This is a genomic window from Tessaracoccus defluvii (assembly GCF_014489575.1).
Lineage (GTDB): Bacteria > Actinomycetota > Actinomycetes > Propionibacteriales > Propionibacteriaceae > Arachnia > Arachnia defluvii.
In genome coordinates, this window is sequence record NZ_CP060789.1 from 3,710,120 (window position 1) to 3,734,917 (window position 24,798).

12 protein-coding genes are annotated in these 24,798 nt (G+C 67.1%); 7 read left to right on the plus strand and 5 right to left on the minus strand.

Annotation, left to right across the window (positions count from 1 at the left end):
- Window positions 1-32: 32 nt before the first annotated feature.
- Both H9L22_RS17415 and H9L22_RS20790 read right to left on the minus strand, forming a co-directional pair.
- Window positions 33-533 (minus strand): DUF305 domain-containing protein, encoded by a 501-nt coding sequence (locus H9L22_RS17415; protein WP_226965970.1) that lies wholly within the window; start codon window positions 531-533, stop codon window positions 33-35.
- Window positions 534-578: 45 nt separating this feature from the next.
- Window positions 579-1,022 carry an ArsR/SmtB family transcription factor gene (locus tag H9L22_RS20790; protein WP_425582553.1) on the minus strand — a complete coding sequence of 148 codons (444 nt, stop codon included), beginning with the start codon at window positions 1,020-1,022 and terminating at the stop codon, window positions 579-581.
- A gap of 276 nt (window positions 1,023-1,298) precedes the next feature.
- On the opposite strand from H9L22_RS20790, the gene pulA reads away from it, so the two are divergent.
- Complete coding sequence (pulA, locus tag H9L22_RS17425) at window positions 1,299-7,370, plus strand: pullulanase-type alpha-1,6-glucosidase (RefSeq protein WP_187720985.1); 6,072 nt, start codon at window positions 1,299-1,301, stop codon at window positions 7,368-7,370.
- 142 nt (window positions 7,371-7,512) lie between these two features.
- On the opposite strand, the gene H9L22_RS17430 is transcribed toward pulA, so the two are convergent.
- Complete coding sequence (locus tag H9L22_RS17430) at window positions 7,513-8,304, minus strand: endonuclease/exonuclease/phosphatase family protein (RefSeq protein ID WP_187720986.1); 792 nt, start codon at window positions 8,302-8,304, stop codon at window positions 7,513-7,515.
- Between the two features lie 165 nt (window positions 8,305-8,469).
- Here H9L22_RS17430 and H9L22_RS17435 point away from each other — a divergent pair, with 165 nt between their 5' ends.
- The 3 genes from H9L22_RS17435 (at window position 8,470) to H9L22_RS17440 (ending at window position 16,077) form a co-directional block, all read left to right on the plus strand.
- Window positions 8,470-11,421: a LysM peptidoglycan-binding domain-containing protein gene (locus H9L22_RS17435; protein ID WP_187720987.1), complete on the plus strand. Its 2,952-nt coding sequence runs from the start codon at window positions 8,470-8,472 to the stop codon at window positions 11,419-11,421.
- An 81-nt stretch (window positions 11,422-11,502) separates the two neighbouring features.
- A complete protein-coding gene (locus H9L22_RS19975; protein WP_264292503.1) occupies window positions 11,503-11,634 on the plus strand; it encodes a hypothetical protein in 132 nt (43 codons plus the stop codon).
- A 165-nt stretch (window positions 11,635-11,799) separates the two neighbouring features.
- Window positions 11,800-16,077, plus strand: coding sequence for a hypothetical protein (locus tag H9L22_RS17440; RefSeq protein WP_187720988.1), 4,278 nt, complete (start codon window positions 11,800-11,802; stop codon window positions 16,075-16,077).
- Between the two features lie 247 nt (window positions 16,078-16,324).
- Here the strand turns inward: H9L22_RS17440 and H9L22_RS17445 are convergent, their stop codons facing one another.
- On the minus strand, window positions 16,325-18,649 hold the full coding sequence (locus H9L22_RS17445; protein ID WP_187720989.1) for a preprotein translocase subunit SecA: 2,325 nt from the start codon (window positions 18,647-18,649) through the stop codon (window positions 16,325-16,327).
- 412 nt (window positions 18,650-19,061) lie between these two features.
- Window positions 19,062-20,477, minus strand: a complete 1,416-nt coding sequence (locus tag H9L22_RS17450) for a tetratricopeptide repeat protein (protein WP_187720990.1) — start codon at window positions 20,475-20,477, stop codon at window positions 19,062-19,064.
- 552 nt (window positions 20,478-21,029) lie between these two features.
- Here H9L22_RS17450 and H9L22_RS17455 point away from each other — a divergent pair.
- Genes H9L22_RS17455 through H9L22_RS17465 form a run of 3 tightly spaced genes read left to right on the plus strand, consistent with a single transcriptional unit; the run spans window position 21,030 to window position 24,794 of the window.
- The gene (locus H9L22_RS17455; protein WP_226965971.1) at window positions 21,030-22,544 is read left to right on the plus strand and encodes a type I restriction-modification system subunit M; all 1,515 of its coding nucleotides are present in this window, start codon (window positions 21,030-21,032) and stop codon (window positions 22,542-22,544) included.
- A complete protein-coding gene (locus tag H9L22_RS17460) occupies window positions 22,537-23,742 on the plus strand; it encodes a restriction endonuclease subunit S (RefSeq protein WP_187720992.1) in 1,206 nt (401 codons plus the stop codon). The genes H9L22_RS17455 and H9L22_RS17460 overlap by 8 nt, the downstream gene beginning before the upstream one ends.
- Entirely contained in the window at window positions 23,739-24,794 is a 1,056-nt protein-coding gene (locus H9L22_RS17465) for a restriction endonuclease (RefSeq protein WP_226965972.1), read from the plus strand. The genes H9L22_RS17460 and H9L22_RS17465 overlap by 4 nt, the downstream gene beginning before the upstream one ends.
- Window positions 24,795-24,798 lie beyond the last annotated feature (4 nt).

The following is a 24,798-nucleotide window of genomic DNA, read 5'->3' on the forward strand; positions in this document are numbered from 1 at the left end:
GTTCGGTCCGAGTGCCCCGCGGCGGCTTCAACTCACTGGTACCGCTTGAGGATCTCCTTCATCTGGGCGATCTCCCTCTCCTGCGCCTCGACGATCTCGCTGCAGAGCTGTTCGATCTCAGGATCGGTGATGGTGGCCTCCTGGCACACCAGGATGGCGCGCGAGTGGTGCGGAATCATGGAGGTGAGGAATCCCTCGTCACCGACCCCCACCTCGCTGCGGCCCAGGAAGAACGCCGCGAGAAACAGTGCAAGGAATCCGGCGAGCAGGATGATGTTGAGGGTCTTGTTCTTGAGCATCGACCACATGCCCACCGTCATCAGCACCGCCATCGCGGCCACCATGAGGACGTCCATGTACAGGTTGCTGGGATTGAAGTAGAAGTGGTCAAGGCTGCGCACCATAGACATGCTGAGCGCCCACATCAGTCCCAGGTTGACCAGGAGAATCGCCCCGAACTTCCAATACATCGCATGCGAGTGCTTGTCCTTCCCGCTGTCCTCGGTGTGGTGTCGCGTTGCGTCGCTTGTCATGGCGGCTCCTTCCCTTCACTTCACCCATACCCACATCCTTGCGATTCAAACCCGGCCTCGGGCAGAACCGGGTCTCAGTGGTGAGAGCTGCGTTCCAGTGCGCTGTGGGAGGGGGTCTCGATCTGGAAGGTGGAGTGCTCGACGCTGACGTCGAAGTGCTCGGCGACGCAGGTCTGGAGGTCTCGCAGTTCCTGGGGAGACGTGGCCCTGGGTGAAGCAGGCTTCTTCGACGACGACGTGGGCTGTGAGGACGGGTAGCCCGGCGGCGATGGTGGAGGCGTGCAGGTCGTGCACGCCGATCACGTGCGGGACCTGGAGGACCGACGCGCGACCCTCCGGCCGCGACGACACGAGGCCGCACTCACGCAGACACGCCAGGTGGGCGCTCACGGTCGACTGCGCCAACCCGAGATGGGCTGTCAGATCACGCACCCGATGCTCGCCCAACGCCAAGTGTTGCAGGATCGCCAGCCGCGAAGGATCGGACAAGCCGTGGAATTAGGCAGCGGCCACCGACAGATCCCCGACTTCAGATACATCCTCGATCGTCGTTGTTGTCGTTATGTGACGATGCTGACAGGCGAGGATCGTGTCACTTTCGCCCCGCCACCTCGGGATCTTCTTGATCTGATCTTGACCAAGCGTCTGACTAGGGTGGAGTTCATCCACAAGGGGAGTTTCACCAGCTCCCAGCCCGTTGCCGTGGGCGGTCCTCTGGCTCTAGACTCGCGCTCGACCCGTGCGTGGTCGCGCTAGGAGCCCCCGATGTCGAATTCCCAGCCCCGTCGTCCGCTGGCGGCCCGCGTGCTCTCCGTGGTGGTCAGCCTCGCCCTCGCGCTCGGCGGTGCCGTGGCGCTGGCGTCCGCGGGCGCGACGCCGGCCGCAGCGGCCACCGAGTCGGTCACCCTGGTGGGCTCCCTGCAGACCGAGCTGGGCTGCGAGTCGGCCTGGGACCAGGCGTGCTCCGCGACCCACCTCGCGGACGCCGACGGCGACGGCGTGTGGTCGGGCGACTTCACGGTGCCCGCCGGCGACTGGGAGTTCAAGGTCGCCATCAACGATGGCTGGACGGAGTCCTACGGCGACGACGGTGAGAACTACCCCCTGCGCCTCGCCGCCCCGACGACGCTGACGTTCCTCTTCGACGACGAGACCAAGAAGATCTCCCTGGCCGCGCCCGACCTGCCCGGCGACTACGACGCCACCACGGACGCCGACCTCGTCGCCGCGCCGGTGCGCGAGCTGGGCGAGGGCGAGAGCTTCTACTTCGTGCTGACCGACCGCTTCGACAACGGCGACGACTCCAACGACACCGGCGGCCTCACGGGCGACCGGATGGTGACGGGCTTCGACCCCACCGACAAGGGCTTCTACCACGGTGGCGACATCGCCGGCCTCGCGCGGCAGCTCGACTACATCGAGGGCCTGGGCACCACCGCCATCTGGCTGACCCCGTCGTTCAAGAACAACCCGGTGCAGGGCACCGGCGCGGACGCGTCCGCCGGCTACCACGGCTACTGGGTGACCGACTTCACCCAGATCGACCCGCACCTGGGCACGAACGCCGAGCTGAAGGACCTCATCGCCGCCGCGCACGACCGCGGCATCAAGGTCTACTTCGACATCATCGCCAACCACACCGCCGACCTGATCGACTACGCCGAGAAGGAGTACACGTACATCGACACGGCGACCAGCCCGTACAAGGACGTGGAAGGCAACATCGTCAACGTCTCCGAGCTGGCCGGGCAGGCCGACTTCCCCGACTTCCACCCCGACACCAGCTCGTTCCCGCGCACGCCCGTCCGCAGCGCCGAGAACACGGTGATGGTGCCCGAGGTGCTGAACGACGTGACCCTCTACCACAACCGCGGGGATTCAACCTGGAGCGGCGAATCGGTCACGTTCGGCGACTTCGTGGGCCTGGACGACCTGATGACCGAGGATCCGGTCGTCGTCGACACGATGATCGAGATCTACAAGACCTGGGTCGACCTGGGCATCGACGGCTACCGCATCGACACCGCCAAGCACGTCAACTTCGAGTTCTGGCAGGAGTTCACCACCGCGGTGAACGCGCACGCGGTGGCCGCCGCGAACCCGGACTTCTTCATGTTCGGCGAGGTCTACGACGCCGACGCGCGCCTGCTGTCGCCCTACGTCCGCGACACCGAAATGACCAGCGTCCTCGACTTCGCCTTCCAGTCCTCGGCGCTCACCTATGCCAAGGGCCTGCGCGCGGACGGGCTCACCAAGCTCTTCGCGGCCGACGACTACTACACGACCGACCACTCGTCGGCGTCCGCTCTGCCGACGTTCCTCGGCAACCACGACATGGGCCGCGTCGGCCGCCTGCTCCAGGGAGCGGGCTCCGAGTTGGAGCGCTCCGAGATCGCGCACTCCCTCATGTACCTCACCCGCGGCCAGCCGGTCGTCTACTACGGCGACGAGCAGGGCTTCGTGGGTGACGGCAATGACAAGGACGCCCGCGAGGACATGATGGCCTCGCAGACCGAGTCCTACCTCGACAACGTCCTCCTCGACGGTTCCGCCTACGGCGCCGGGTCGCACTTCGACACCGACGCCCCGCTGTACCGGCACATCGCCGCCCTGGCCGCCCTGCGTGACGGCAACAAGGCGCTCGACACCGGCGCCCAGGTCGAGCTGTACGCGGCCGACGGCCCGGGCGTCTATGCCTTCGCGCGCGTCGACCGCACCGAGAAGGTCGAGTACGTGGTGGCGATCAACAACACCGACGCGGCGGCCGAGGCGTCCTTCGCGACCCTCACCCCGGGGGCCACCTACGCGCCCGTGTTCGGCGGCGCGGCCTCGACCACGGCGGCCGCCGACGGCACCGTGTCCCTCACCGTGCCCGCGCTGTCCGCGGTCGTCCTGAAGGCCGACCGTCCGGTCGCGGACGCCGCCGACGCCCAGGCGATCGCGCTGGCGGCCGGCGCCATGGACGACAAGGGCCTGGTCCCGGTCACCGCCGACATCGCTGACGACCGCTGGGCCGAGACGTCCTTCGCCCACCGCGCCGTCGGCGCGGCCGACTACGTCGCGCTCGGCACCGCCGAGGACGACACCCCGCGCGTGTTCGCCGACTTCGGCGACCTCCATCGCGGCACCGCCGTCGAGTTGCGCGCGGTCTCCGTGGACGCGGACGGCTCAGCGGTCGCCACCTCCACCCTGTACGTGGTCGGCACCGATCTCGCCGGCGTCGCGCCCGAGCCGGAGCCCGAGCCGGCCCCCACCTCCGGCCGCACCGACCTGATGGTCACCATCCCCGGCGACCTCAACAGCGAGCTGGGTTGCCCCAATGACTGGCAGCCCGACTGCACGGCCATCCAGTTGGTCCACCGCGGCAACGGCGTGTACTCGAACACCTTCACCGTCCCGGCCGGCACCTGGCAGTACAAGATCGCCATCGGCGGCAGTTGGGACGAGAACTACGGCGCGGGCGGCGTCCCCGGTGGTGACAACGCCACGTTCACCCTCGAGCAGGACCAGGCGGTGACGTTCGTCTACGACGACGCCACCAAGTGGTTCACCTCCAGCGCCCAGGGCCCGCTGGTCACCCTGCCCGGCTCGTTCCAGGACGAGGTCGGCTGCCCGGGTGACTGGCAGCCCGACTGCGTGGTCACCTTCCTGCAGGACCCCGACGCGGACGGCACCTACACCTGGACGACGTCGGCGATCCCGGCCGGCTCCTACGAGGTCAAGGTCGCGCACAACCTGGGCTGGGACGAGAACTACGGCGTGGGGGGCGCGGCCGGCGGCGCGAACTACGCGTTCTCCTCGCCGGGCGGCAAGCCGATCACCTTCACCTATGACATCGCGACGCACATCCTGACCGTCGAGGTCACCGACCCGGCGTTGCCGGGCGCCGGCCAGTTCCTCGGGCACTGGATCGACGCGAACACCGTGGCGTGGCCGGCCAACCTCGCGCCCGACCCGGCCGACACCATGTGGCAGCTCTGGGGCGACGCGGACGGCGGCCTCGTCCTGGCCGACGGCAAGGTGACGGGCGGGACCGGCGAGCCGGCAACCCTGCTCGGCACCCTGGCCTACGATCCGACGGGCCTCACGGCGGCCCAGCTGGAGAATCGCAAGCACCTGTCCGGCTTCCTCGCGCTGAGGCTGAGCCTCGCCGACGGCGTGACGATCGGGGACGTGCTCACCGGCCAGGTGATGGTTCTGCAGGCCGCCAAGGCCGGAACGCCGCAGGTGTTCACCGGGCTGCAGATCCCGGGCGTCCTCGACGACCTCTACGCCGAGTCGGCCCGGCAGGCCGACCTTGGGGTGACGTTCGACGGTGACGTCCCGACCCTGCGCGTGTGGGCCCCGACGGCCCGCACCGTGGCGCTCGAGCTGTTCGACGGCCTCGACGCCTCGACCACCCCCACCACCGTCCCGATGACGCGCGCCGCCGATGGCACCTGGAGCGTAACCGGCACGGCCGGGTGGGAGAACCGCGCCTACCGCTACGCCGTCGAGGTCTACGCACCATCCACCGGGGAGGTGGTGACGAACAGCGTCACCGATCCCTACTCGGTCGGCCTGACCCTGAATTCCACGGCGTCCGTCGTGCTCGACCTGAGCGACCCGGCCTGGGCGCCGGCCCTCTGGAAGGACACCGAGTCCCCGCAGATCGACCAGTTCGTCGACCGGACGATCTACGAGATGCACATCCGCGACTTCTCCGTTTCGGACGAGACCGTCCCGGAGAACCTGCGCGGCACGTACGCCGCCTTCGCCCTCGAGGGTACGGACGGCATCACCCGGCTGGGTGAGCTCGCCGACGCCGGCATGAACACGATCCACCTGCTGCCGAGCTTCGACATCGCCACGATCGAGGAGAACCGGGCCGCCCAGGCGGTGCCGGCCATCCCGACCGATGCGGCGCCGGACTCCGAGGCGCAGCAGGCGGCCGTGACCGCCGTGGCGGACGCCGACGGCTTCAACTGGGGCTACGACCCGTTCCACTTCAACGCGCCGGAGGGCTCCTACGCCTCGGCCGGCAACCAGGACGGCGGGGCCCGCACGGCCGAGTTCCGTTCCATGGTGGGCGGACTGCACCGGACCGGTTACCAGGTGGTGCTGGACGAGGTCTTCAACCACACCGCCCAGTCCGGGCAGGGTGACAAGTCGGTGCTCGACCAGGTCGTGCCCGGCTACTACCACCGCCTGTCGCTGGCCGGCTCGGTCGAGACCTCGACGTGCTGCCAGAACGTGGCCACCGAGCACGAGATGGCCGAGCAGCTCATGGTCGACTCCGTCGTGACGTGGGCCCGGGACTACCGCGTCGACGGCTTCCGGTTCGACCTGATGGGCCACCACTCGTTCGACAACATGGTGACCGTGCGCGCCGCCCTCGACGAGCTCACGCTGGCCGACGACGGGGTGGACGGCAAGGCCATCTACCTCTACGGCGAGGGGTGGAACTTCGGCGAGGTGGCCAACAACGCCCGGTTCACCCAGGCGACGCAGGGCCAGCTGGACGGCACCCACATCGGCGCCTTCAACGACCGGCTCCGGGACGCCGTCCATGGCGGCGGCCCCTTCGACGAGAACAAGGCGGAGCTCCAGGGCTTCGGCACCGGTCTCTACACCGACCCGAACGGCGTGACCGTCGAGACGCCCGAGCAACAGCTGGCCAACCTCCGGCACGACCAGGACCTGATCCGGCTCGGGATGGCCGGCAACCTCGAGGACTACGCCTTCGAGACGTCCGCGGGCGAGCTCCAGACGGGCGCGCAGCTCGACTACAACGGGTCCCCGGCCGGTTACGCCACCGAGCCCGACGAGTCGGTCAACTACGTGGACGCCCACGACAACGAGACGCTGTACGACCTGGGCGTGTGGAAGCTGCCGGTGGACACGCCGATGGCCGACCGCGTCCGGATGAACACCGTCTCGCTCGGCACCGTCGCGCTGGGCCAGTCGCCGGCGTTCTGGCACGCGGGCACCGACCTGCTGCGCAGCAAGTCGCTGGACCGCAACTCCTACAATTCCGGCGACTGGTTCAACCAGCTCGACTGGTCGATGCAGACGAACAACTTCGGCGTAGGTCTTCCCCCCGAGCCGGACAACGGCGCGAAGTGGGAGGCGATGCGTCCGCTGCTGGCGGATCCGGCGCTCAAGCCCGCTCCGTCCGACATCGCGATGTCGCGCGACGCGGCGCTCGAGCTGCTGCAGCTGCGGTCCACGAACCCGCTGCTGACGCTTGGTTCCGCGGAGCTGATCAAGGAGCGGGTGACGTTCCCGAACGCGGGCGCCGACCAGACCGCAGGGCTGATCGTCATGCACGTCGCCGACCCTGCCGGAGCGGCCGACGTCGACCCGGCGAAGGACGGGCTGCTGGTGGCGATCAACGCGTCGCCGGAGGCGATCACGGAGGCGATCGACGGCCAGGCCGGCATCGAGTACGTCCTCGATCCGGTGCTCACCGACGGCGTCCGGGACGACCCGGTGGTGGCCACCACCACGTGGGAGACCTCCTCCGGTACGCTCACGATCCCGGCGCGCTCGGTCGTCGTGCTCAACGACACCGCCGAGCCGATGGTGGAGTACGTGACCCCCGTGGCCCCGACGTTCCACGACGTCAACGGCTGGAAGCACGACCGGGTGATCATCCCGACCACCCCGGGCGTCGAGTACCTGCTCAACGGACGCGTCGTGAGCGCGGGCACGTACCCGGTCACGAAGGCCCAGGCCGTCGTCGTCACGGCGCGCCCGCTCGAGGGGTACGAGTTCACCGACGGAGCCGCGTCGCGGTGGGCCTACCAGTTCAACAACACCGCAGCCAAGAAGAACGGCCTGGTGTACCCCCGTTGACCCTGACCCTGTCGAAGCCCCCGCGCCCTGAGCGTGTCCAAGGGGCTTGGACAGGGTCGGCCAGCGTTGTCTGTCCGTGAAGGACCCGTCTGCAGAAGAGGAAGAACCCGGTTGCGCACGTCGTGGGTGTCGGCCGCGATGCTCAGGACCTGGGACAGGTGTCCAGCCGCAGGGTCGCCCTCACGAGGGCGTGGTCGCTTCCGGCGCTGCGTGCCTTATCCCACTGATGCTCCACGTCCTCGACGCCGAACTCGGGCGAGGCGTAGATCACGTCGTAGCGGCAGACCGTGCCCCCTCGGATGTGCGTGAAGGCGAGGGGCCCCTCGGGGAACTGCTGACGCACCTCAGCGGCCAGCCCCGGGTTCGCGTCGAGGTGGTCGCGATAGGTGTCCCTCAAATCGTGCACCCGGTCGGGCCCGTACAGAAGTGGCTCGCTCCCGTTCCACCACTCGTCCGCCGACAGGTCGTGGCGCTCCCACTTGGGAGCGTTGCGGTCGATGCCGATCACGACTGGACCCGGTCGATCCCGCAGCCAGGCAGCGAACCGCTGTACCTGCCGCTCCTTGGCACCCTTGCCCCAACTCACGCCCGGCGGTGCAGCCCAACTGCCGATCCAGATGCGATGTCCATCAACGCTCACCTCGGCGACTGCGGCGCGTTCGGGTGAGGGCATGTCGCGCAGAAGGCCGAACGATTCCAGCCGCACAGCGCCTCGCGTCACGATCGCGCACGCGTACCGTGGTCCGTCGCCAGCCAGTGGCGCGAGGTGCTCGAACGCTACGTCGCCGTCCGCGCCGAGCGACCGGAAGGCGTCCCAGGTCTGGCGGGTCACCTCCTGGAGGCAGGCGACATCCCACTCCAGTTCCGCCAGCAGGTTCGGCTGTGAGCGCCGGACGAAGCCGTTGACGTTCCAGTCCACCACCGAGATCAGCACGCGACGACCCTAACGAAACGGTCTTCGAATTCCCCAACGAAACGGTCTTCGAAGTCGCGGCATCCGGACGCGGTCAGCCGTCCGCTGCGCCGCCACCGCCACGTCCTGGGGGCCGCGGAGCCGGGGCGCGGCGTCCGGTATCGACAGGCGTCCTACGATCGGGACATGACGCAGACGCTCCACCTCGTCGGCGAACCGGAGGCCGACCGCATCCTCACCGAGCACCCCTTCGCCCTGCTGACCGGCATGCTGCTCGACCAGCAGGTGCCCATGGAGGTGGCCTTCGACGGGCCGCGCAAGATCGTCGAGCGGCTGGGCTCGATCGACCCCGAGCGCATCGTCACTCACACGGTCAAGCGAGGTGAGACCCTGTGGTCGATCGCTGAGAACCACCTGGGGTCAGGGAACCGCTACCCCGAGATCCTCAAACTCAACAACGATCTCCTGCGGGGCAAGCCGAAGTTCCTCAGACCGGGCTGGGTGCTGACCCTGCCCGCAGCGGCGCAGGCCGACGCCGGACAGGCCACGGCGAAGAGCGACCGCGCGCATTCCCGATACACCGTGGTCAAGGGCGACACGCTGAGCGAGATCGCACAGCAGCACCTCGACGACGCCGAGGCGTGGCCACGGATCTTCGAGGCCTCTCGGGGGATTCCGCAGCCGGACGGCCGTCGCCTGACGGACCCAGACCTCATCCTCCCCGGCTGGCACCTGCTCATCCCCTCCGCTGCGGAGGCGACGCCCGAGCTGCCAACCTCCCCGGAACCCGAACGAGTCGAGACGACATCCGCGACCTCGCCGCCGCCGGACGCCTCCGCTCCGCCCGCAACCCCCGCCCCGACACCCGTGGCCGAGACGTCGCCTGCGACCGGCGGGGCCGTCCCTATTCCCGTCGCTCCGTCCAGCGCACCGGCGGCGCCGTCCCCGTCCGCCTCGGCGACCGTGGCCTCGGACGTGAGCAACGACAACAACCGTGTGAGCGAGGCGTCCGATCGGGACGCCGAGGCTCTGGCCCCGTGGGTGCTGGCCGGGCTCACCGGTGCGGGCGGGGTCCTCGCTGCTGGGCTGCTGGCCGCCCTGCGCCAGCGCCGGAGGGCCCAGTTCCGTGCTCGTCGGCCGGGGCGGACGATCCAGGCACCGCCGCCGGAACTGGTTCCGGTGGAGAAGACCGTGATGACGGAGGGGCAGGCCGCGACGCCCAGCCTGCTGGCGATCGACCAGGCGCTCAGGTTGCTTGCCGTCTCCGGCGAGGACCGCGTCGCCCCACCGCAGCTCCTGGCTGTCCAGCTCCTGCCCGGAGAGGTGGCAGTCCAGCTGGTCGAGCCCATCACGCTGGCACATCCGTGGCGCCCGGACCCGGCCGACGGTCGTCGATGGCTGCTGGCCGCCGGCTCGCACGAGCAGGCGGCGACCGCCCGATCTGCCTATCCGCAGCTCGTCTCCGTGGGACTGGACGACGATGGCGCCACGTGGCTGGTCAACCTCGAACAGCTGGGCACGATCAGCCTCACCGGTGACCCCACCTACGCCGCCGACTTCGCTCGCTATCTGGCAGCCGAGATCGCGGTCAATCCGTGGGCGCGTCAGGTTCAACTCGACTGCATCGGGATCGCGCCGGAGGCCGTACCGATCGACCCGGCGCGCATCCGCCACCACCGTCTCGAGGACCCCGTGCCGCTGGACGCCGCGATCGCTGCAGCCGCGGCGACCATCGACAAGTGCGCCACTCACGACGTGACCGCTGCCGCCGGCCGCGCCGACGACCTGGGCGGAGGCGTGTGGGAGAGCTGGCTCGTCCTGGTCAATGGGGCGCTGTCGAGCAGCCCGCTCGACCGGCTGCTCGCCCTCGTCGAGGATCATCCGGCGCGGAACGGCACGGCCGTCGTCATGGTCGCCGACACCGAGCCCGTCCGTGGCCTCGGCGTCCGACTGACCGGGCAGGGCCGGGTGCTCATCCCGTCGCTCGGCCTCGACCTGATCGCAAACGGACTCACCCCCGCCGAAGCTGAGGGCTGCGCCCGGCTCCTGGCCCACGCCGAGCTGCTCAGTGACGTCGAGATACCGCCCGACGGCGACGACGGCTGGCGCGAGTACTGCGACGCCGCCGGAGCGATCCGTGACGAACTCGTGCTGCCCCGCCAGACAGACCCCGTGTCCGAGCCGGGGGCGACGGTGATTCCAGCCCCGGACGCTGAGGTCCTCGACGTGGCTGCGACCACCGCGGACGACCTGCAGCAGCTCGCTCCGCACGTGCCCGACAAGGTCCGGGCAGCAGTCGAGCGCTCCGACCCCGATCTGGACGCCGACCTGGCCGCCTGGGCTGCTGGGACCCGCCCGCACCTACGGCTACTCGGCCCCATCCAGGCGCGAACCGGGACGACCGGCACGCCAACGGTAGTGGCGAAGCGCAAGGCCTTCTACACCGAGTTGCTGGCCTTCCTCGTGCTGCACCCCCAAGGCGTCAGCATCGACCAGGTGGTCGATGCATTCGGGACTGACGCCACCCAGATGCGAGTCCACCTCTCGAAGTTGCGGAGCTGGCTCGGTGTCGACCCCATCACCGGCGGCAACTATCTGCCGGACGCCACGAAGTCCCCGGCGGGCATCGCCCGAGGCATGGGTGTCTACCAGCTGGTCGGCGTTCTGGCCGACATCGACCTCTTCCGCCGACTCCGGTCACGCGGCCAGGCTCGCGGTCCCGAGGGCCTCAGCGACCTGCAGGCCGCCTTGGGGTTGGTCACCGGAGAGCCCTTCACGGGCCAACGAGGGCGCGGATGGGCTTGGCTCGCCGACGGCGTCCGCATCGACCAGCACATGGTGTGCGCCGTCGTCGACGTGGCCCACACGGTCACGATCGCGGCGCTGCACACTGGCGATCTTGCGTTAGCCCGCAGGACCACCGAGACAGCGCTGGTCGCGGCCCCGTACGAGGACACGCCGAGGCTCGACCTGGCAGCTGTCCTGGCTGCCGAGGGCGACCGGCAGGCCGCCGAACGCATGCTTCAAGAGGACGTCAGCAACCGCGCCGACGACGGCGATGCCCCCGACGATCTACCCGAGCGAACCGCCGAACTCGTCGCCAGCGCGCTCTGGCTGAAGAAGGGACGCGTCGCCTGAACGGGGCTCATGCCGATCCACGTGGCGCTGCTTGGGGACCTTTCGCCGATCTGTATGGGCGGCGACGCCGAGGTCTAGGGCGTGACGTCGTCCAACATGCCGATGACACGGCGCTCTTCCGTCACCCCCGAGGCTGATGCGGACCTTGGCCAGGAGTGGGCGGAAATCGACCAAGTGGAATTCGAGACGCCCGACCGGCTTCTCGAGGTTTGACTTCCGCCAGAAGCTCAGGACCAGCGCAGTCCCTCTCTCTGGGGAGGCGTCTGTTGCCCACTTCTCAAGGTCCTCCTCGGCTCGTTTGGCTGAGCACGTGCCCGGTTGTCGGTGCGGTGCGAGACACTGGTGGCCTCTGCTGGCACTGGGCTATGGGGGGTGACCTTGGACGAGGACGAGTTCGCGCATTACGTCGAGCTTGGCCGGGGTAACGCACGCATGATCGAACTCGCAACGAACCACTGCCAGAACGTGCGGTTCGTCGAATGCGGTGGCCAAGGCATGCTCGAGGAGTCGACCGGGCTGCCGTTGAACATGCGCCGGGTCGAGTGCACAGTCGCCATCGGAAACACGGCCGGGATGCGCATCGATGGCATCGCGCTCGACTTCTTCGCCGAACACTGCCCCGGTTGCCCTGAACGGAATCCGACCGGTCAGCTCCCGAACCTGGAGACCGAGTTCCAAAAGCGCCAGGAAGCAGCAGCCGCATCTGAGGCCGAGGCCGCCGAAGTCAAACGAAAGCTCAGCATTGCCCGGGCGGCACGCGTCGAACGACGACGAAGCCTCCGCGCATCTGCTGACCCTGCCGCGGCGAACATCCTGGATGATCTCGACATGATCGACGCGGACCCGGAAGCAGGCTCCGACTCCGACCAGCAAAGAAAGGCCGGGCAACGCCTGACCGCGGTCGCCGGACGAGCACATGACCGATTCAGCCTCGGCATTATCGACGAGCTTTTTGACGCGGTCGCAACCGTCGGGTCGGTCGAACTCCTCGAACCTCTCCGCCACCTCACCGCTAAGAGTCCCGAACTGGCAGACCGGCTGGTTGCGACCGCCGTCACCGTGCTCAAGGAGAGGGCAAGCCTTGAAGCCGGTCGTTGTCTCAGCGACCACCCCGCCCGCGTGACCGCTGACATGGTCGATGAGGCACTTATCCGTTCGGCAGCTGTGCTCGCCGGGTCGAAGACACCAGACGACCACCGCTTCTCCGGTCCATCTCCCGTCGTCACCGCGAACGACCCTGAACCCATCCGCGTGCTCGCCGACGTAGCCCCCGATGCGGTAGTCCGGACCCTTGCCGCGATGCTTCCCCATCCCGAAGTGAAGGGCTTCATCCTCCCCTCGACCGTCCGCCGCCCCCGGGCATCCGACTTCGACCGCCAAGCCGCCGCCGGCACAATCGATCACCTCGCAAGCACCCACCTCGACCTGGCGGTCAGCCTTCTCCCGAGTCTCGCCATCTCCTTGGGCGTGGCGCCCGCCGACCGTTACGACACCGGCACCCTAGGTTCTGCAGAGCGGGCCCTTGGCCGCATCTTGATCGAAGATCCTGCCCGGGTCGTCTCCATGTTTGAGCGGGCCGGCCGACACGGATCAGGGGACATCCGCAAGGGCCTCATCGGTGCCGCTCGCCGCGCGGTCGACATGGTCGACCCCGAGAACAGGTTCCGTCGCGCACAGGACCCACGCCTCGACGAGCCAGCAGCTCAAAGTGTTGTCGACGCAGCATTCCCCTTCTTGATCGCGCGCACTGATGAGACCTGGGGCTCAGACGCCACGTTCGAGGCGGCCGAGGCCATCGAAAACATCGGGCGACGACTAGGCGAAACCCTCCAGCCGCACATCGACACGACCCTCGGCGCCTTCATCACGCTCACCCGGCACCGGCTTGAGACACCACAGAGGACGCTCATTAGCACAGGGCCCGAGGATCCGCTCGCGCACCTTGAGGCGCTAGGACGAAGCCACAGCCTCTACCAGGCGTCCCGACGGTTACTCAGCGCTGTCGAAGAAGCGGCAGCGACCGACCCCGTTGGCATTTGCGGCACCATCTGCACTTTGATCACCAACGAACGGGACTGTAACTTCGGCGTGGAGGTCATCACACCCCTCCTCGAAACGCTCGGGAACATCGGAAGCCGTCTTGGGAGCCAACCCGGTGTGCTCCAAGCCATCCTGCCTACGCTCCACACCTACCTCGTCGATGCCGAACCCGGCCCCCGCGGTTACGCGCTAAAAGCATGGACGGACGTCGGGAGTCGTCACCCGGTGCCGTCGACTGTCTCCGACCTCCTGCCCGCTCTGGTCACCGACCCCTACGTTGTCGTGATCCAGGCAGTCCTCGCCGCAGCCACTCGTCTGACGTGGACCAAGCGCGAAGACCGAGGCCGTCTCGCGCTGTACGCCAGCAGCCTGGTCGCAACCCTTGAGCTACCGGAGCGCGTCGAACTCCTCCTTACCGCACTCGCGGCCGTGCGTCGGCACGTCTCTAGCCTCGACGCCCTCAACAAGGTCGAGAAGCACGCACTCGCTCGCCTCCCCACGCTCGAATGGCACCTCGCAAGTAAGGTCATCGAACAACCGTGGCAACCCAACGCACGCGTCTCACCCGAGCTCGCGCGCCTTTGGCTTGCGTACGCGCCCCAGCGCACTTACGGGCTGCGCCAAGGTGACGAGGCCGAGGAAGCGCTCAACGGCCTACTCGACTGCAGCATCGGGCTTCTCGGTCTCCCTGCAGCCGACATCATCGCCATCGGCTCGCGGCACTCACCGGAATCACACTACGGTTCCGCGGAGTACGCCGAGGTGCTCGCCCGCGCCGAACGCCGCAGTGACGTTGTTGAACTCCTCAAGGCCGCGCTCGGCCGCATCCCCGACAACCGGGCGAACGCATCGAAAAGAGCATTCCTCAGCCTCGCCTTGGCCACTGCGCGCCTGCACACCGCCCTCGCTGCCTTCGAAGTCACCGGCATGCCCACCAGCGACCCCGCACCAGTACAGACTGCCGTTGACGGCATCGCAGCAGCCGTCGAACTCAGCCAACCCTTGACCAGCGATGACAAGAAGTGGCTCAAACGGTTTGAGCACGCTGCCGCCACCCGCGCCGCCATCAGCTGCGACCTACTGAACCTTCCCTATCCAGACGTCATTGCGGCCGCCCTCACCAGAAGCGGCCACGAACTCATCTCCGCAAGGGCAGCCGCGGACCCGGCCGACGACCTCAGACGCCGCGCACAGAACCTGCGCCGTCACTCGAAGTCGTTGAGCAAGGCCCGCCGCTCGACCGGAACTGCCACCCACCGCGGAGTCAGCGTCACTAGCAGGCTCCTCGACTGCGCCGCTCACCTGCTCGATGCAGAAGCAGCCGAACTCAACGCCGACCTCGCCCAGGCCAGAGCCCACCGCTCCGCGGCTCAACGTCGCGCAGCCGCGATCGACCTCACGAGCTTCCGTCCTGATGATCCACTCTTGGCGCGGGCACGAGAGCTCCATGCCATTCTTTCGGCCACCAACGAACGACTCGACGTCACCGGCATCGCAAACCAAGCTGCGCGACTCCCGACCCCACTGCTGTTCATCCGCTCGGCCGATCAGGGCCGAAGCCACGGCCGATCTTGGCATCCGCAACCCGACCCTCAGCCTGACAGCCCCAACATCGCTGTGACCCTGGTCTCCATCGATGACAGGCTCCTCACGGGCCCGGCTGTCGTCGACCCTACCCTCACCCACACCATCACCCTTCAAGTCCAAACTGACCCTTGGCCGGCCTGGGCCACCCGCCTCGACGCCGAACTCGTCAGCACCCTCAACCACCAGGAACTTGAACGCCCAACGCTGTCCTGGCAGAGGAACCAACACACCGCCGATCAGCACACATTCGAAGGAACCGGATCACTTCACGTCCGCTATTCAGTGCCCGCAACCCAGCAGGCGCCACCGGTGCTGGTACGTCTCAGCTGGCGCGGCGTCGACCCGGAGGGCAACCCCCTGAGCCAAGAACTCGATGTCGCCGGCCACCGCGAGTTCCGCGTCCGGCCATTCGACCCTGCTCGCGACGCCACCACTCAGTACGAAGTGTTCGACGAGCATCTTCTTGCCATCTATGAGAACCTCGCCGGCGCCGGCTACCCCCACAACCAGCTGGAAGCGTTCGCCCGGCTCCTCAACGCCATCTCCCGCATCGGACTGGCCATGACATGGAACAAGAAATACCGGCGCGGCCAGTACGTCAAGGAACGCGATTTCCACAATGACCTCCACAACGCCCTCCTCGCCGACCCCACACTCGAGGGACGCGTCGAGCGAGGCACTCCGCTCGCCCTCGGATATCTCGACACACGCCATGACGGAATCACAGCCGAACTGAAAGTGGCTCGCGACCAACCAGTTACGCCCGAGACAGCCGTCAAGTACATCGGTCAGCCCACCCAGTACGCGGCTGCCGACGGCACTAGGCTTTCCATCCTCGTCATCCTCGACATGAGCCGAAAGACCCTTCCCATTGGTACGCCGGAGAACTACCTGTTCGTACTCAATCCTCAGCAACACGGCATGACCGAACCCCATTCGCCCAGCGTGGTCGTAACCCTCGTTATCAATGGCAACCTTCCAGTGCCGAGCAGTTGGTCCCGGCGAAAGACTCCCACCCGCGAACGCTAAACCGATCCATCTCAATGTTCGCCGCCCATCGGCGCCGCCTCGTCACCGATTCGGACGGGAGGCGACATTGGTGGCTCAACGTGTGATTCCATCCCCCGGGGTTCCGCGGTTGGTGGGCAGACGGATCGGCTGGATTTGTGGTTTGACTAGGCCATCCCGGTGCCGCCGATACCGACGCACTAGAGCTCAGCGGTCGGGTGCCCTAGCACCCCAGCGCCGTCGCGGCGTTCGCTCGGGCGAGCCGCGGTCACCGACGGCGTCCGCGCTTCTTTGCTTTGGGCGAGAGCCGGCGCGGCATCTGATCGGGCGGCACCAACAGTCTTGTCTTCTCGTCCAGCTCGGGATCGGGTTCAAGCCGAGCCCCCTCGTAGAAGACACCCTCCAGCTTGCGCGTCTCCTCGGAGTACTGAAGGGCGACGGCACGCGTGATGCCGAGTTGATACTTCTTCGCATGTAGGTAGCCTCGAGCGTGCTCTTCGGCATCCTCGAATGGCCTCTGTCGAGGCCGGGTTATCCATACGAGTAGCCATGCGTTCTCCTTGGTCGATCCGATCGGCATGGTCAGGCTGCGCTCCCGGCCCAGCGGATCGCGGTTCTTCAGTAGCGCTGCGGGGTGGCGAGTCATGTCTGCTTGGGTTTTCGTGGACCCGCTGAGGAGACTCGCTCCGATGGAGAGCCATCCGAAGTCCCGCCGGTTGGCGAGCTCGGCAGCGAGGTCCTTCATCGGCGAATGCTGCAGTACCGGTTTGGGCGCTGGTGGCAGTTCCGGGTGAAGGACGCTCTGGTGCCAGCGGTCAAGAGGGTCCGTGCGAGTTGTGATGAGTTGGCGTCCTTGTTTGTCTCGCCGTCGGCGACTCGCGGTGTCGGCCCGCATGAACGGCAACTCCTGATGAACCTTGTCCGGATCGGGTGGGACGTAGAGTCCCACGTTGAGGAAGTAGAGGAAGAGGTCGAGCTCATCCGGGGCCGCGAAGAACCGTGACGTCTCGGCGTCCCGCCGTCGTCGGAGATACAGCAGAAACTCGGCGGGCGTCTCGACTAGTTGGCCGATGAGTTGAAGGTCGTGCAGGGAGACGGTCCAAGGGATGTCGTCATCGGTCAGGATTCCGGCATCGATCAGATCACCCGTTGCGGTTGCGACGCCTGCGAGGTCGTCCAAGCTCACTGCGATCAGATGAATCTCCCGTATCTGGGCGAGGTCCAGCCATCCTTCGCGATGCAGTCGCAGTCCGCCATCTTGTCGGATACGAGACGCAGTCCTTCCTGCTTGTCGAGAGGCATTGCCGATCATTCCAACCAAATCTCGACGCAACTTACGTGTGTCTCCTGCGCGTGCCTGCGGATTCGTCGCGATGGCCTTCGACTCGACGACGACCGCCACATCGTCGAGCACAACGAGCAGGTCACCCTCGACACGCTTCGTATAAAGGTGAGGGCGATCCTCTCGTTCGTTCGACGGGACATAATAGTCGTAGCTCGCAAACACGCGTGCGCCAGGAAGCAGCTTCTCGAAGACGTCTCGGACCCGGTCTTCCAGCACCTTGCCACGGTGCGTTTGGTAGGCATCCCACGCGTCCGTGCCTCGCAGGAGCTGTTCGGAGTTCTCACGAACCGCGGGCACGTTCATGGCGTAGTGAAGCAACACGACAGAGCCCTCGCTGTCCACGAGCAGAGGGTTGGTGCGCCAAGGATTGTCGCCGCTCGCAAATGCCACAACGTTGTCAGCAATTGATCGGGCGGGCGGCCTGAAGCGGAAGGCGTCGATCACCCCCCTCGTGGCGTCCAGGGACACCCCGGAGTGCGCAGAAACTGTTTCAGGGGAGATGGCCACCTCGGCATGCTTGGCGTTCCACGCACTGGCCCAGGACTCCTTGAACTCCACCACCTGCGCGTCGGCCGGTGCGGCGCCAGGAGCCTCGTGGTCGCTAGCCATGAGGTCGTCGAGTAGCGTGAACGTTGCCTCCAGCCGTCGAGTCCAAGCTTCCGTCTGGAGGTCATGGATTGTGTCGAGCGCTGCCAGCGCTTCCAGCGCGGTGAATCCGACCGCTGCCCTCATCGCTTCTTCGACCGTAGGTGTTCCGAAGAGGTCGCGCAGCGTCGCTGCCACCATGTCTGGGTAGGAGCTCTGGCGCATCCAAACTTCACGGAATGTCGTCGATAGCTGGATCTTCGTCAGCGTTTCGGGGTTGCCGGAAAGGTGCGCCCTCGCCATGACTTCGATCTGGGCGACGGTGAGCAGTTGATACGCGGTCGCTTGCCACGTCTCGACCTGGGCGTTTGGGTCGTCTGGCTCGGCAACGGGAGAAGGCCCGCCACCGGAAAGCGCAACCAGCATGAGCACTTCGGCGAGAGCCGGCCCCTTCTCAGTGCCGGGTCGGGTCTCGCCGGCCACGGACCACGGGAGCAGCGCGGCCCTCAGCAACTCACAGAGCTCGAACGCGTCGTACTTCTGGAGAGAGGAAGCGAGTTCGCTGGAGATCTCTTCGAGAACAGCCCGAGCATTCGCCGCCGGCGCACCGGGGGCAAGCAGCCGCTCGAGCCAGCGCTCCGTGTAGTCGATGCCGGAGAGCACCTCGGTGGCGTGCCGATCGAGCGGGAGCGGAGTTCGAGCAGCCTTTCTCAGGCGCTTGAGACGAGCGGCATGCCTCTTTGGCTTTGATCCCACGAGTCGATCGAACCAGAGGGGACTGACAGTTCGGTCGATCCGCGGGTCGCTGGCGCGATTCGGACTCCTAAGCATGCGCATCGGTCCCCGCCCGGAAGACCTCCTAGCAACCTTGTCCGGTAGGCGTGTCAGGGCACGCCTGCGGTCGGGGTCCAAGCGATCGGGCGTCGAGCCTTTCCTCATGCGTTGTGCGTGCGCAGGATCTCGCCCTCGGTGGCCACCCCTCCTCGCCGACCAGAGTGGGCACACTCTCCTGAATGCACTGTCGGACTGTGCGCGAGGGAAGCCTGGCGGCTGAAACCGCCAGCTCAACCTGTCCTCAGGGTGGTGCGAGGAGGGGTAGCCCGGCCCTATTCATCGCCGACATCAGGGCGGGGCGGCGCCGGTAGACCCCGCGTAAGCGGGTGATCTCGGCGTCCGCCTCGGCCCGGTGGCCTGCCGTGTCGCAGAGGGCGCGTGCCTTGACGAGGAGGTCGACGATGGCTGGGTACCGCTTCGAGTCCGGTGTGGTGAGCGACTCCAGCACCTGAGCCAGGCACAGGCGGGCTGCCCGGAGCGGGAAGCCGTCTTCGGAGGCCTCCACGAGTTCGCGCCAAGCGTGGCCAGCGCCGAAGGCGTCCACCGCCTCCCACGCGTGCGTGACGTTCCCGTCCGCGAGGTGGAGCCTGACGAGGTGGGCACCGCCGCCGCTGTGTGCCCGCAGGGTGGCCTGCTCGAACGCCCACGTGCGTTGTTCGTCCTGGCGTCCGCACCGTTCCGCCACGTGGCTCAGCAACCGGAGGGCGTCCACGCTGAGGTCGCGGCCGAACAGTGTCCGCGCGATCGCGAGGGCGGCGTCCGGACGCCCACCCTCCAGGTAGGCGTCGACGGCGTCCTCGACGGGCACGATGGTGGGTCCCGCGCGCCAGGCGACGTCGACGCAGCCCTGGGTGACGGCTTGGTCCAGCCACGCGAGGATGTCAGCCGGCCGTCCGGCGTCACGCAGCCGGCGGAAGATCTCCCGGTAGTACGGGCGGTCACCTCCGGACAGCAGGGCGACCGCCCGTTCGACGTCGCCGTCGTGGTCGGCCAGTTCCAGCAGCATGCGGTCGATCTCGCTGGGATAGGGGTCTGCTGCCGGTCCACCGCCGCCCAGCGTTGCGACACCCGCGCGGTAGGCGTCCCAGGCGGGCTCGTCGAACGCGTGGGCCACGGCGTCCAACGTGAGCGACGGCCAGCCGCCGTACTCGACCCGGAAACCGACCACCCAGCGGGCCAGGCTGACCGGGTCCGGGTGGCCTGCGACCGCGCGCCCGAACAGCGCCGACGCCCGTTCGGCCACCCCGATCAGGGCGTCGGCGTTGTCGGCGTCCCGTGCCAGGTCTCCGAGCCGGGTGAGTAGGTGCTGGAGCACTCGTCGCACCACGGGGTGGGGGCCGCCGTCGAGGTGCCGCTCCAGTTCGTCGACGGTCTCCTCGACCCCTTGGACGCCGTCGTCGACGCCTTCGTAGAAGGGGTCGTGGTAGTCGAGGTCGACTCCGGCCAGCGCAGCGTCCACGGCCGAAAGGAGTTCGGAGGCCGTCGGATCGTCCTCCGGTGTGGCGCGCAGCTGCAGCGAGCGCATGGCCTCGGGGCTGTACGCCGCCATCTCGAGCACGAGCGATTGCAGCGCACGACGGTCCATTGAGCGCAGGAGCCGCTCGACGTCTGGCTTGACTGGATACCGCACGCCGCCGGGCCCGATCACGTTCTTCACCCGCTGATTATCGCGAACCGACCGCGCGAGGCCGGCGCGGTCCGCGTCTGTGTTCCCGTGAAGGGGAGGCCAACTTCACGCGCGGGCTCATCGCCGGCCTCTGATCAGGGGTGTCAAGGGCTGCATGGGGCAACGCGCGGCCGACTAGGTGCTTTGGTCGGTGTCGGCCGCGTCGTGGGTCGCGGTTCGATGCCGCGGAGCCTTGTGGACTACGAAAGGAACAACGTCCGATTGGTGATCTTCCCGCATAACCACGCGGAAGGACCACGGCAATGAACATCACCGACTTTCGGCTCTCCCGGCGACGACTCACCCTCCTCGACGGCGGTGACCTGATCGACCCGTCCACCGGCGAGGTCTTCTAGCATCGGCCAGAGAGCATCGCCAGACGTTGCGACGTTCGCGTGCGTCCGCGAGGACGCAGTCGACTTCGTCGGGTCAGGGCACAGATCGATGGGCGAACCGCGACCACCGCCGGCCCGGATCAGTCCGGGTCAGCTCCGATGCTGGCACAGTAGGGGGACAGCCCCCGACGAAGAGAGCATCCTCAGCGTGACCATCAATGGCAATGCCCAACACCTGACCCAACCCGAGCTAGAAAGGACGCTGTGGGCTGCAGCGAATGCCTTGCGCGGCCCGGTGGACGCAGGGGACTTCAAGGCATACGTCTTCCCTGTCATGTTCTTCAAATGGGTGAGCGACAACTGGGACTACCGACACGCCCGGGCGGCTTCTGATTGGGGCGACGACCTGACCCCGGAGATCGAGTACGCCGACTACCAGCCGTTCGTCGTCCCGAACGGCTGCCATTGGTCCGATGTCCACGGCACTGCGGTCAACGTCGGCGCGAAGCTCGGCGACGCTCTGGACCGTATCCAGGAGGCTAATCGTGACTTGGCCGGCGTGTTCGGTGACGTGCAGTGGGCCAACACCGACAGGCTCCCCGAGTCGGCGCTGACCGCCCTGCTGGACGTCTTTCACCCGCTGCGACTCGACCCCGACCACGTCTCGGGCGACCTGCTTGGCAACGCGTACGAGTACCTGTTGCGGGAGTTCGCGGAGGCTTCCGGCAAGAAGGCCGGCGAGTTCTTCACCCCGCGACATGTTGTGCACCTATTGGTGAAGATCCTCGCTCCGAAGCCAGGCGACGAGGTGGTCGACCCAGCGTGCGGGTCCGGCGGCATGCTCGTCGAGACGGTCAACGCAGTGCGTGAGTCGGGCGGTAACCCGGACTCTCTGCGGCTCCACGGTCAAGAGATCAACCTGACCACGTCGGCGATCGCGAAGATGAACCTTTACCTTCATGGCCTGGAGGATTTCGAGATCCGCCGCGGCGACACCTTCCGAGATCCGAAGTTCACCGAACGCGGACGCTTACGCAAGTTTGATGTGGTGATCGCCAATCCGCCCTTCAGCCTGCAGAACTGGGGCGCCAGCGCGTGGGCGAACGACCAGTGGGGACGCGTGCTGTGCGCGGTGCCGCCGGCGAAGAACGGCGACTACGCGTGGATCCAGCACATGATCGCTTCGATGAAGGATGACACGGGACGCGTCGGCGTCGTCATGCCCCACGGGGTGCTATTCCGTGGCGGGAAGGAGGGCGAGATCCGCCGGTGCCTGCTCGAGAAGGACCTGCTAGAAGCAGTCGTCGGCCTGCCGAACAACCTGTTCTACTCAACCTCGATCCCCGTGTGCCTGCTGATCTGGCGCAAGACCAAGGCCGAGGGGCGAAAGCGTCGCGTGCTGTTCGTTGACGCTTCGAAGCGGTTCTTGCCGGGCAAGAACCAAAACTCGCTGTCGGACGCCGACGTGGAGGCCGTCTACGACGCCTACGTCCGCGGTGAGGACATCGACGGCGATGGCGGGCTGAACCTCCGCTTCGTCGCGCTGGACGAGATCGAAGGCAACAACTTCGACCTCAACATCGGCCGATACATCCAGTCAGCCGCGACAGCCGAGGTCGACGTCGAAGCAGCCCTGGCGGCGTACCGAGACGCCCGCGAAGAGCTGCGTGCGGCTGAGCGGGTTCTAGACGCCAAGCTGAAGGCGGCGGGCTTCGATGCGTGAGGGGTGGGACAGGCTGCAGTTCCACGATGTGGTGACGCTGGACGTCCGAAAGACATCTGTTCTCGACGGAAAGGAGTACCCGATCGTCGGCGTCTTGGCGTACGGACGGGGCTTGCTCTACCGCGATCCGGTGTCAAGAGCTTCAACGAGCTATCGAGAGCTGAACAGCATCCGGCCAAACCAGTTGATCTTCAGTAAGTTGAAGGCCTTCGAGGGAGCAATCACGGTTGCGCCGGGGGATCTGGCCGAGTCCTATGCTTCCAGCGAGTTTCCGACGTTCACTGCCACGGCTCGTGTCCTACCGGCGTTCTTACGCCTCATGACCCAGCGCTCCGAACTCTGGAAGGCAATGGCCGCCAACTCGAGAGGTCTTGGCGGGCGGCGGGAGCGTCTCAACCCCATCGACTTCCTGGCAATGTCTGCGTCCTTCCCGCCGCTTCCGGAGCAGCAACGCATCGTCGACCTGATGGGCACACTTGATGACACCATTGCGGCAGCGGAACTACGGCTGCAGGCGGCCGTCGACCAGCTCCGAAGTCTCCGAGCCCTAACGTTTGCCGCCGGCAAATTCACAACCGGCCGGGACGCCTTCGATATCCTGATCGGCGTTCAGCGCAACCCGACGCGTGCTGGGGGTGCAAGGCAGATTCGCTACCTCCGGTCCGCCAATGTAACATTCGGCCGCCTCAACCTCTCGGATGTCTACGAGATGTCCTTCTCCCCGCAGGAGCAAGCGAAGTACTCGCTGATCCCCGGCGACGTTCTGGTTTCAGAAGGCAGCGCGAGTGAAGCGGCGGTCGGTGCACCCTGTCGGTGGATTGGGGAGCTGGAGGGCCCGGTCTGCTTTCAGAACACCCTCTTGAGATATCGAGCTCGACCCCACGTCTCTAGTCCAAGCTTCGTCGATCACTGGTGCGCCTGGGCATATGAGTCGGGCCACTTCCGTGAGGTCGCGGGAGGCTCGAACATCAAACACATAGGGGCGCGACGTGCAGAACAGATGCAGGTCCGGCTTCTTCCGTTCGACGACCAGGAAACCGCTATGGCCCCCCTCGATGCGGCGGGCGACATCGTGCGCATGGCACAGGACCACGTGGCCACGCTGGCTCAAGTCCGCTCCGCCATATTGGCGGCACTGCTCACAGGGGAGCATGAAATTCCGGAGTCCTACGACGAGTTGATGGGGGTGGCGTCGTGACGAGCGTGTGGGTGGTGCGGGCGGGTAATCGTGGCCAGTCGGAGGACTTCAACTTCGAGCGAGGCCGCGCGACGATCGGCTGGCCGGAGATCGGCGACCTGTCGGTGTGCTCGTCGCGGGAGGCGGTGCGACATCTCGTGGATCAGGCCTACCCCGGCGACAATACGCAGCGGTTGGCCGTCTACGCGGGCCAGTTGTGGGCGTTCCGTCAGGGCGTCCAGCCGGGCGATTTGATCGTGATGCCGTTGAAGACCAAGCCGGGGTACCTGGCGTTCGGGCGCTGCACCGGCGGCTACGCGTACGACTCGTCAGCCCTCAGTGACCGACGCCACTTCCTGGCTGTCGACTGGCAGCCTGAGCCGGTGTCGCGCGCAGTGTTGAGGGACGACCTGTTGGCGATGGTGAACGGGGCGATGACGGTGTTCAGCCCGTCTCGCAACCACGCGGCGGCTCGGCTGGAGGCGGTCGCAGCGGGTGGCGCAGACCCGGGCGTCGGCGTCCCAATGCCTATTGCGAGCCCCTTGCCGTCGCCGTCGTCGGCTGACGTGGCGGTGGCTGATCCGCCGCAGGTCCCGACGTTGGATGCGATCCGGGACCGTGTGAGAGCGCGGATCGTGGAGGATTTCGGTCAGCACAAGCTGACCCATCTGGTCGCCGACGTGTTGACGGCGCTGGGGTTCGTGTGCGAGGTGTCCCCGGCCGGCCCCGATCAGGGCATCGACATTCGCGCGGGTCGCGGTCCGCTGGGCCTGGACGCTCCGATCATCGTGGAAGTCAAGTCGGAGCCCACGGCGGTGGGTGCTCTGGTCATGCGCGGCCTGCACAGCGCGATGAGCAAGAACAACGCGCCGCAAGGGCTGCTGGTGGCGATGGGTGGCATCACCGCCCCCGCGAAGAAGGAGTTTGAGTCGCTGCGCACGATCATCCAGGTCTGGGACGCCGAAGCCCTCCTCGACCAGTTGTTTGCCACGTACCCCCTGCTGCCCGACCCGACCAAGGCGGCCCTGCCGCTCAAGCAGGTCTGGGTACTGGACGACGACACGGAGGCCTGACGTG

Excerpts from the sequence above, each read along its gene's own strand:
- H9L22_RS17415 (WP_226965970.1), bottom strand. The coding sequence starts at position 533 with ATGACAAGCGACGCAACGCGACACCACACCGAGGACAGCGGGAAGGAC.
- H9L22_RS17460 (WP_187720992.1), top strand. The coding sequence starts at position 22,537 with ATGCGTGAGGGGTGGGACAGGCTGCAGTTCCACGATGTGGTGACGCTG.
- pulA (WP_187720985.1), top strand. The coding sequence starts at position 1,299 with ATGTCGAATTCCCAGCCCCGTCGTCCGCTGGCGGCCCGCGTGCTCTCC.
- H9L22_RS17435 (WP_187720987.1), top strand. The coding sequence starts at position 8,470 with ATGACGCAGACGCTCCACCTCGTCGGCGAACCGGAGGCCGACCGCATC.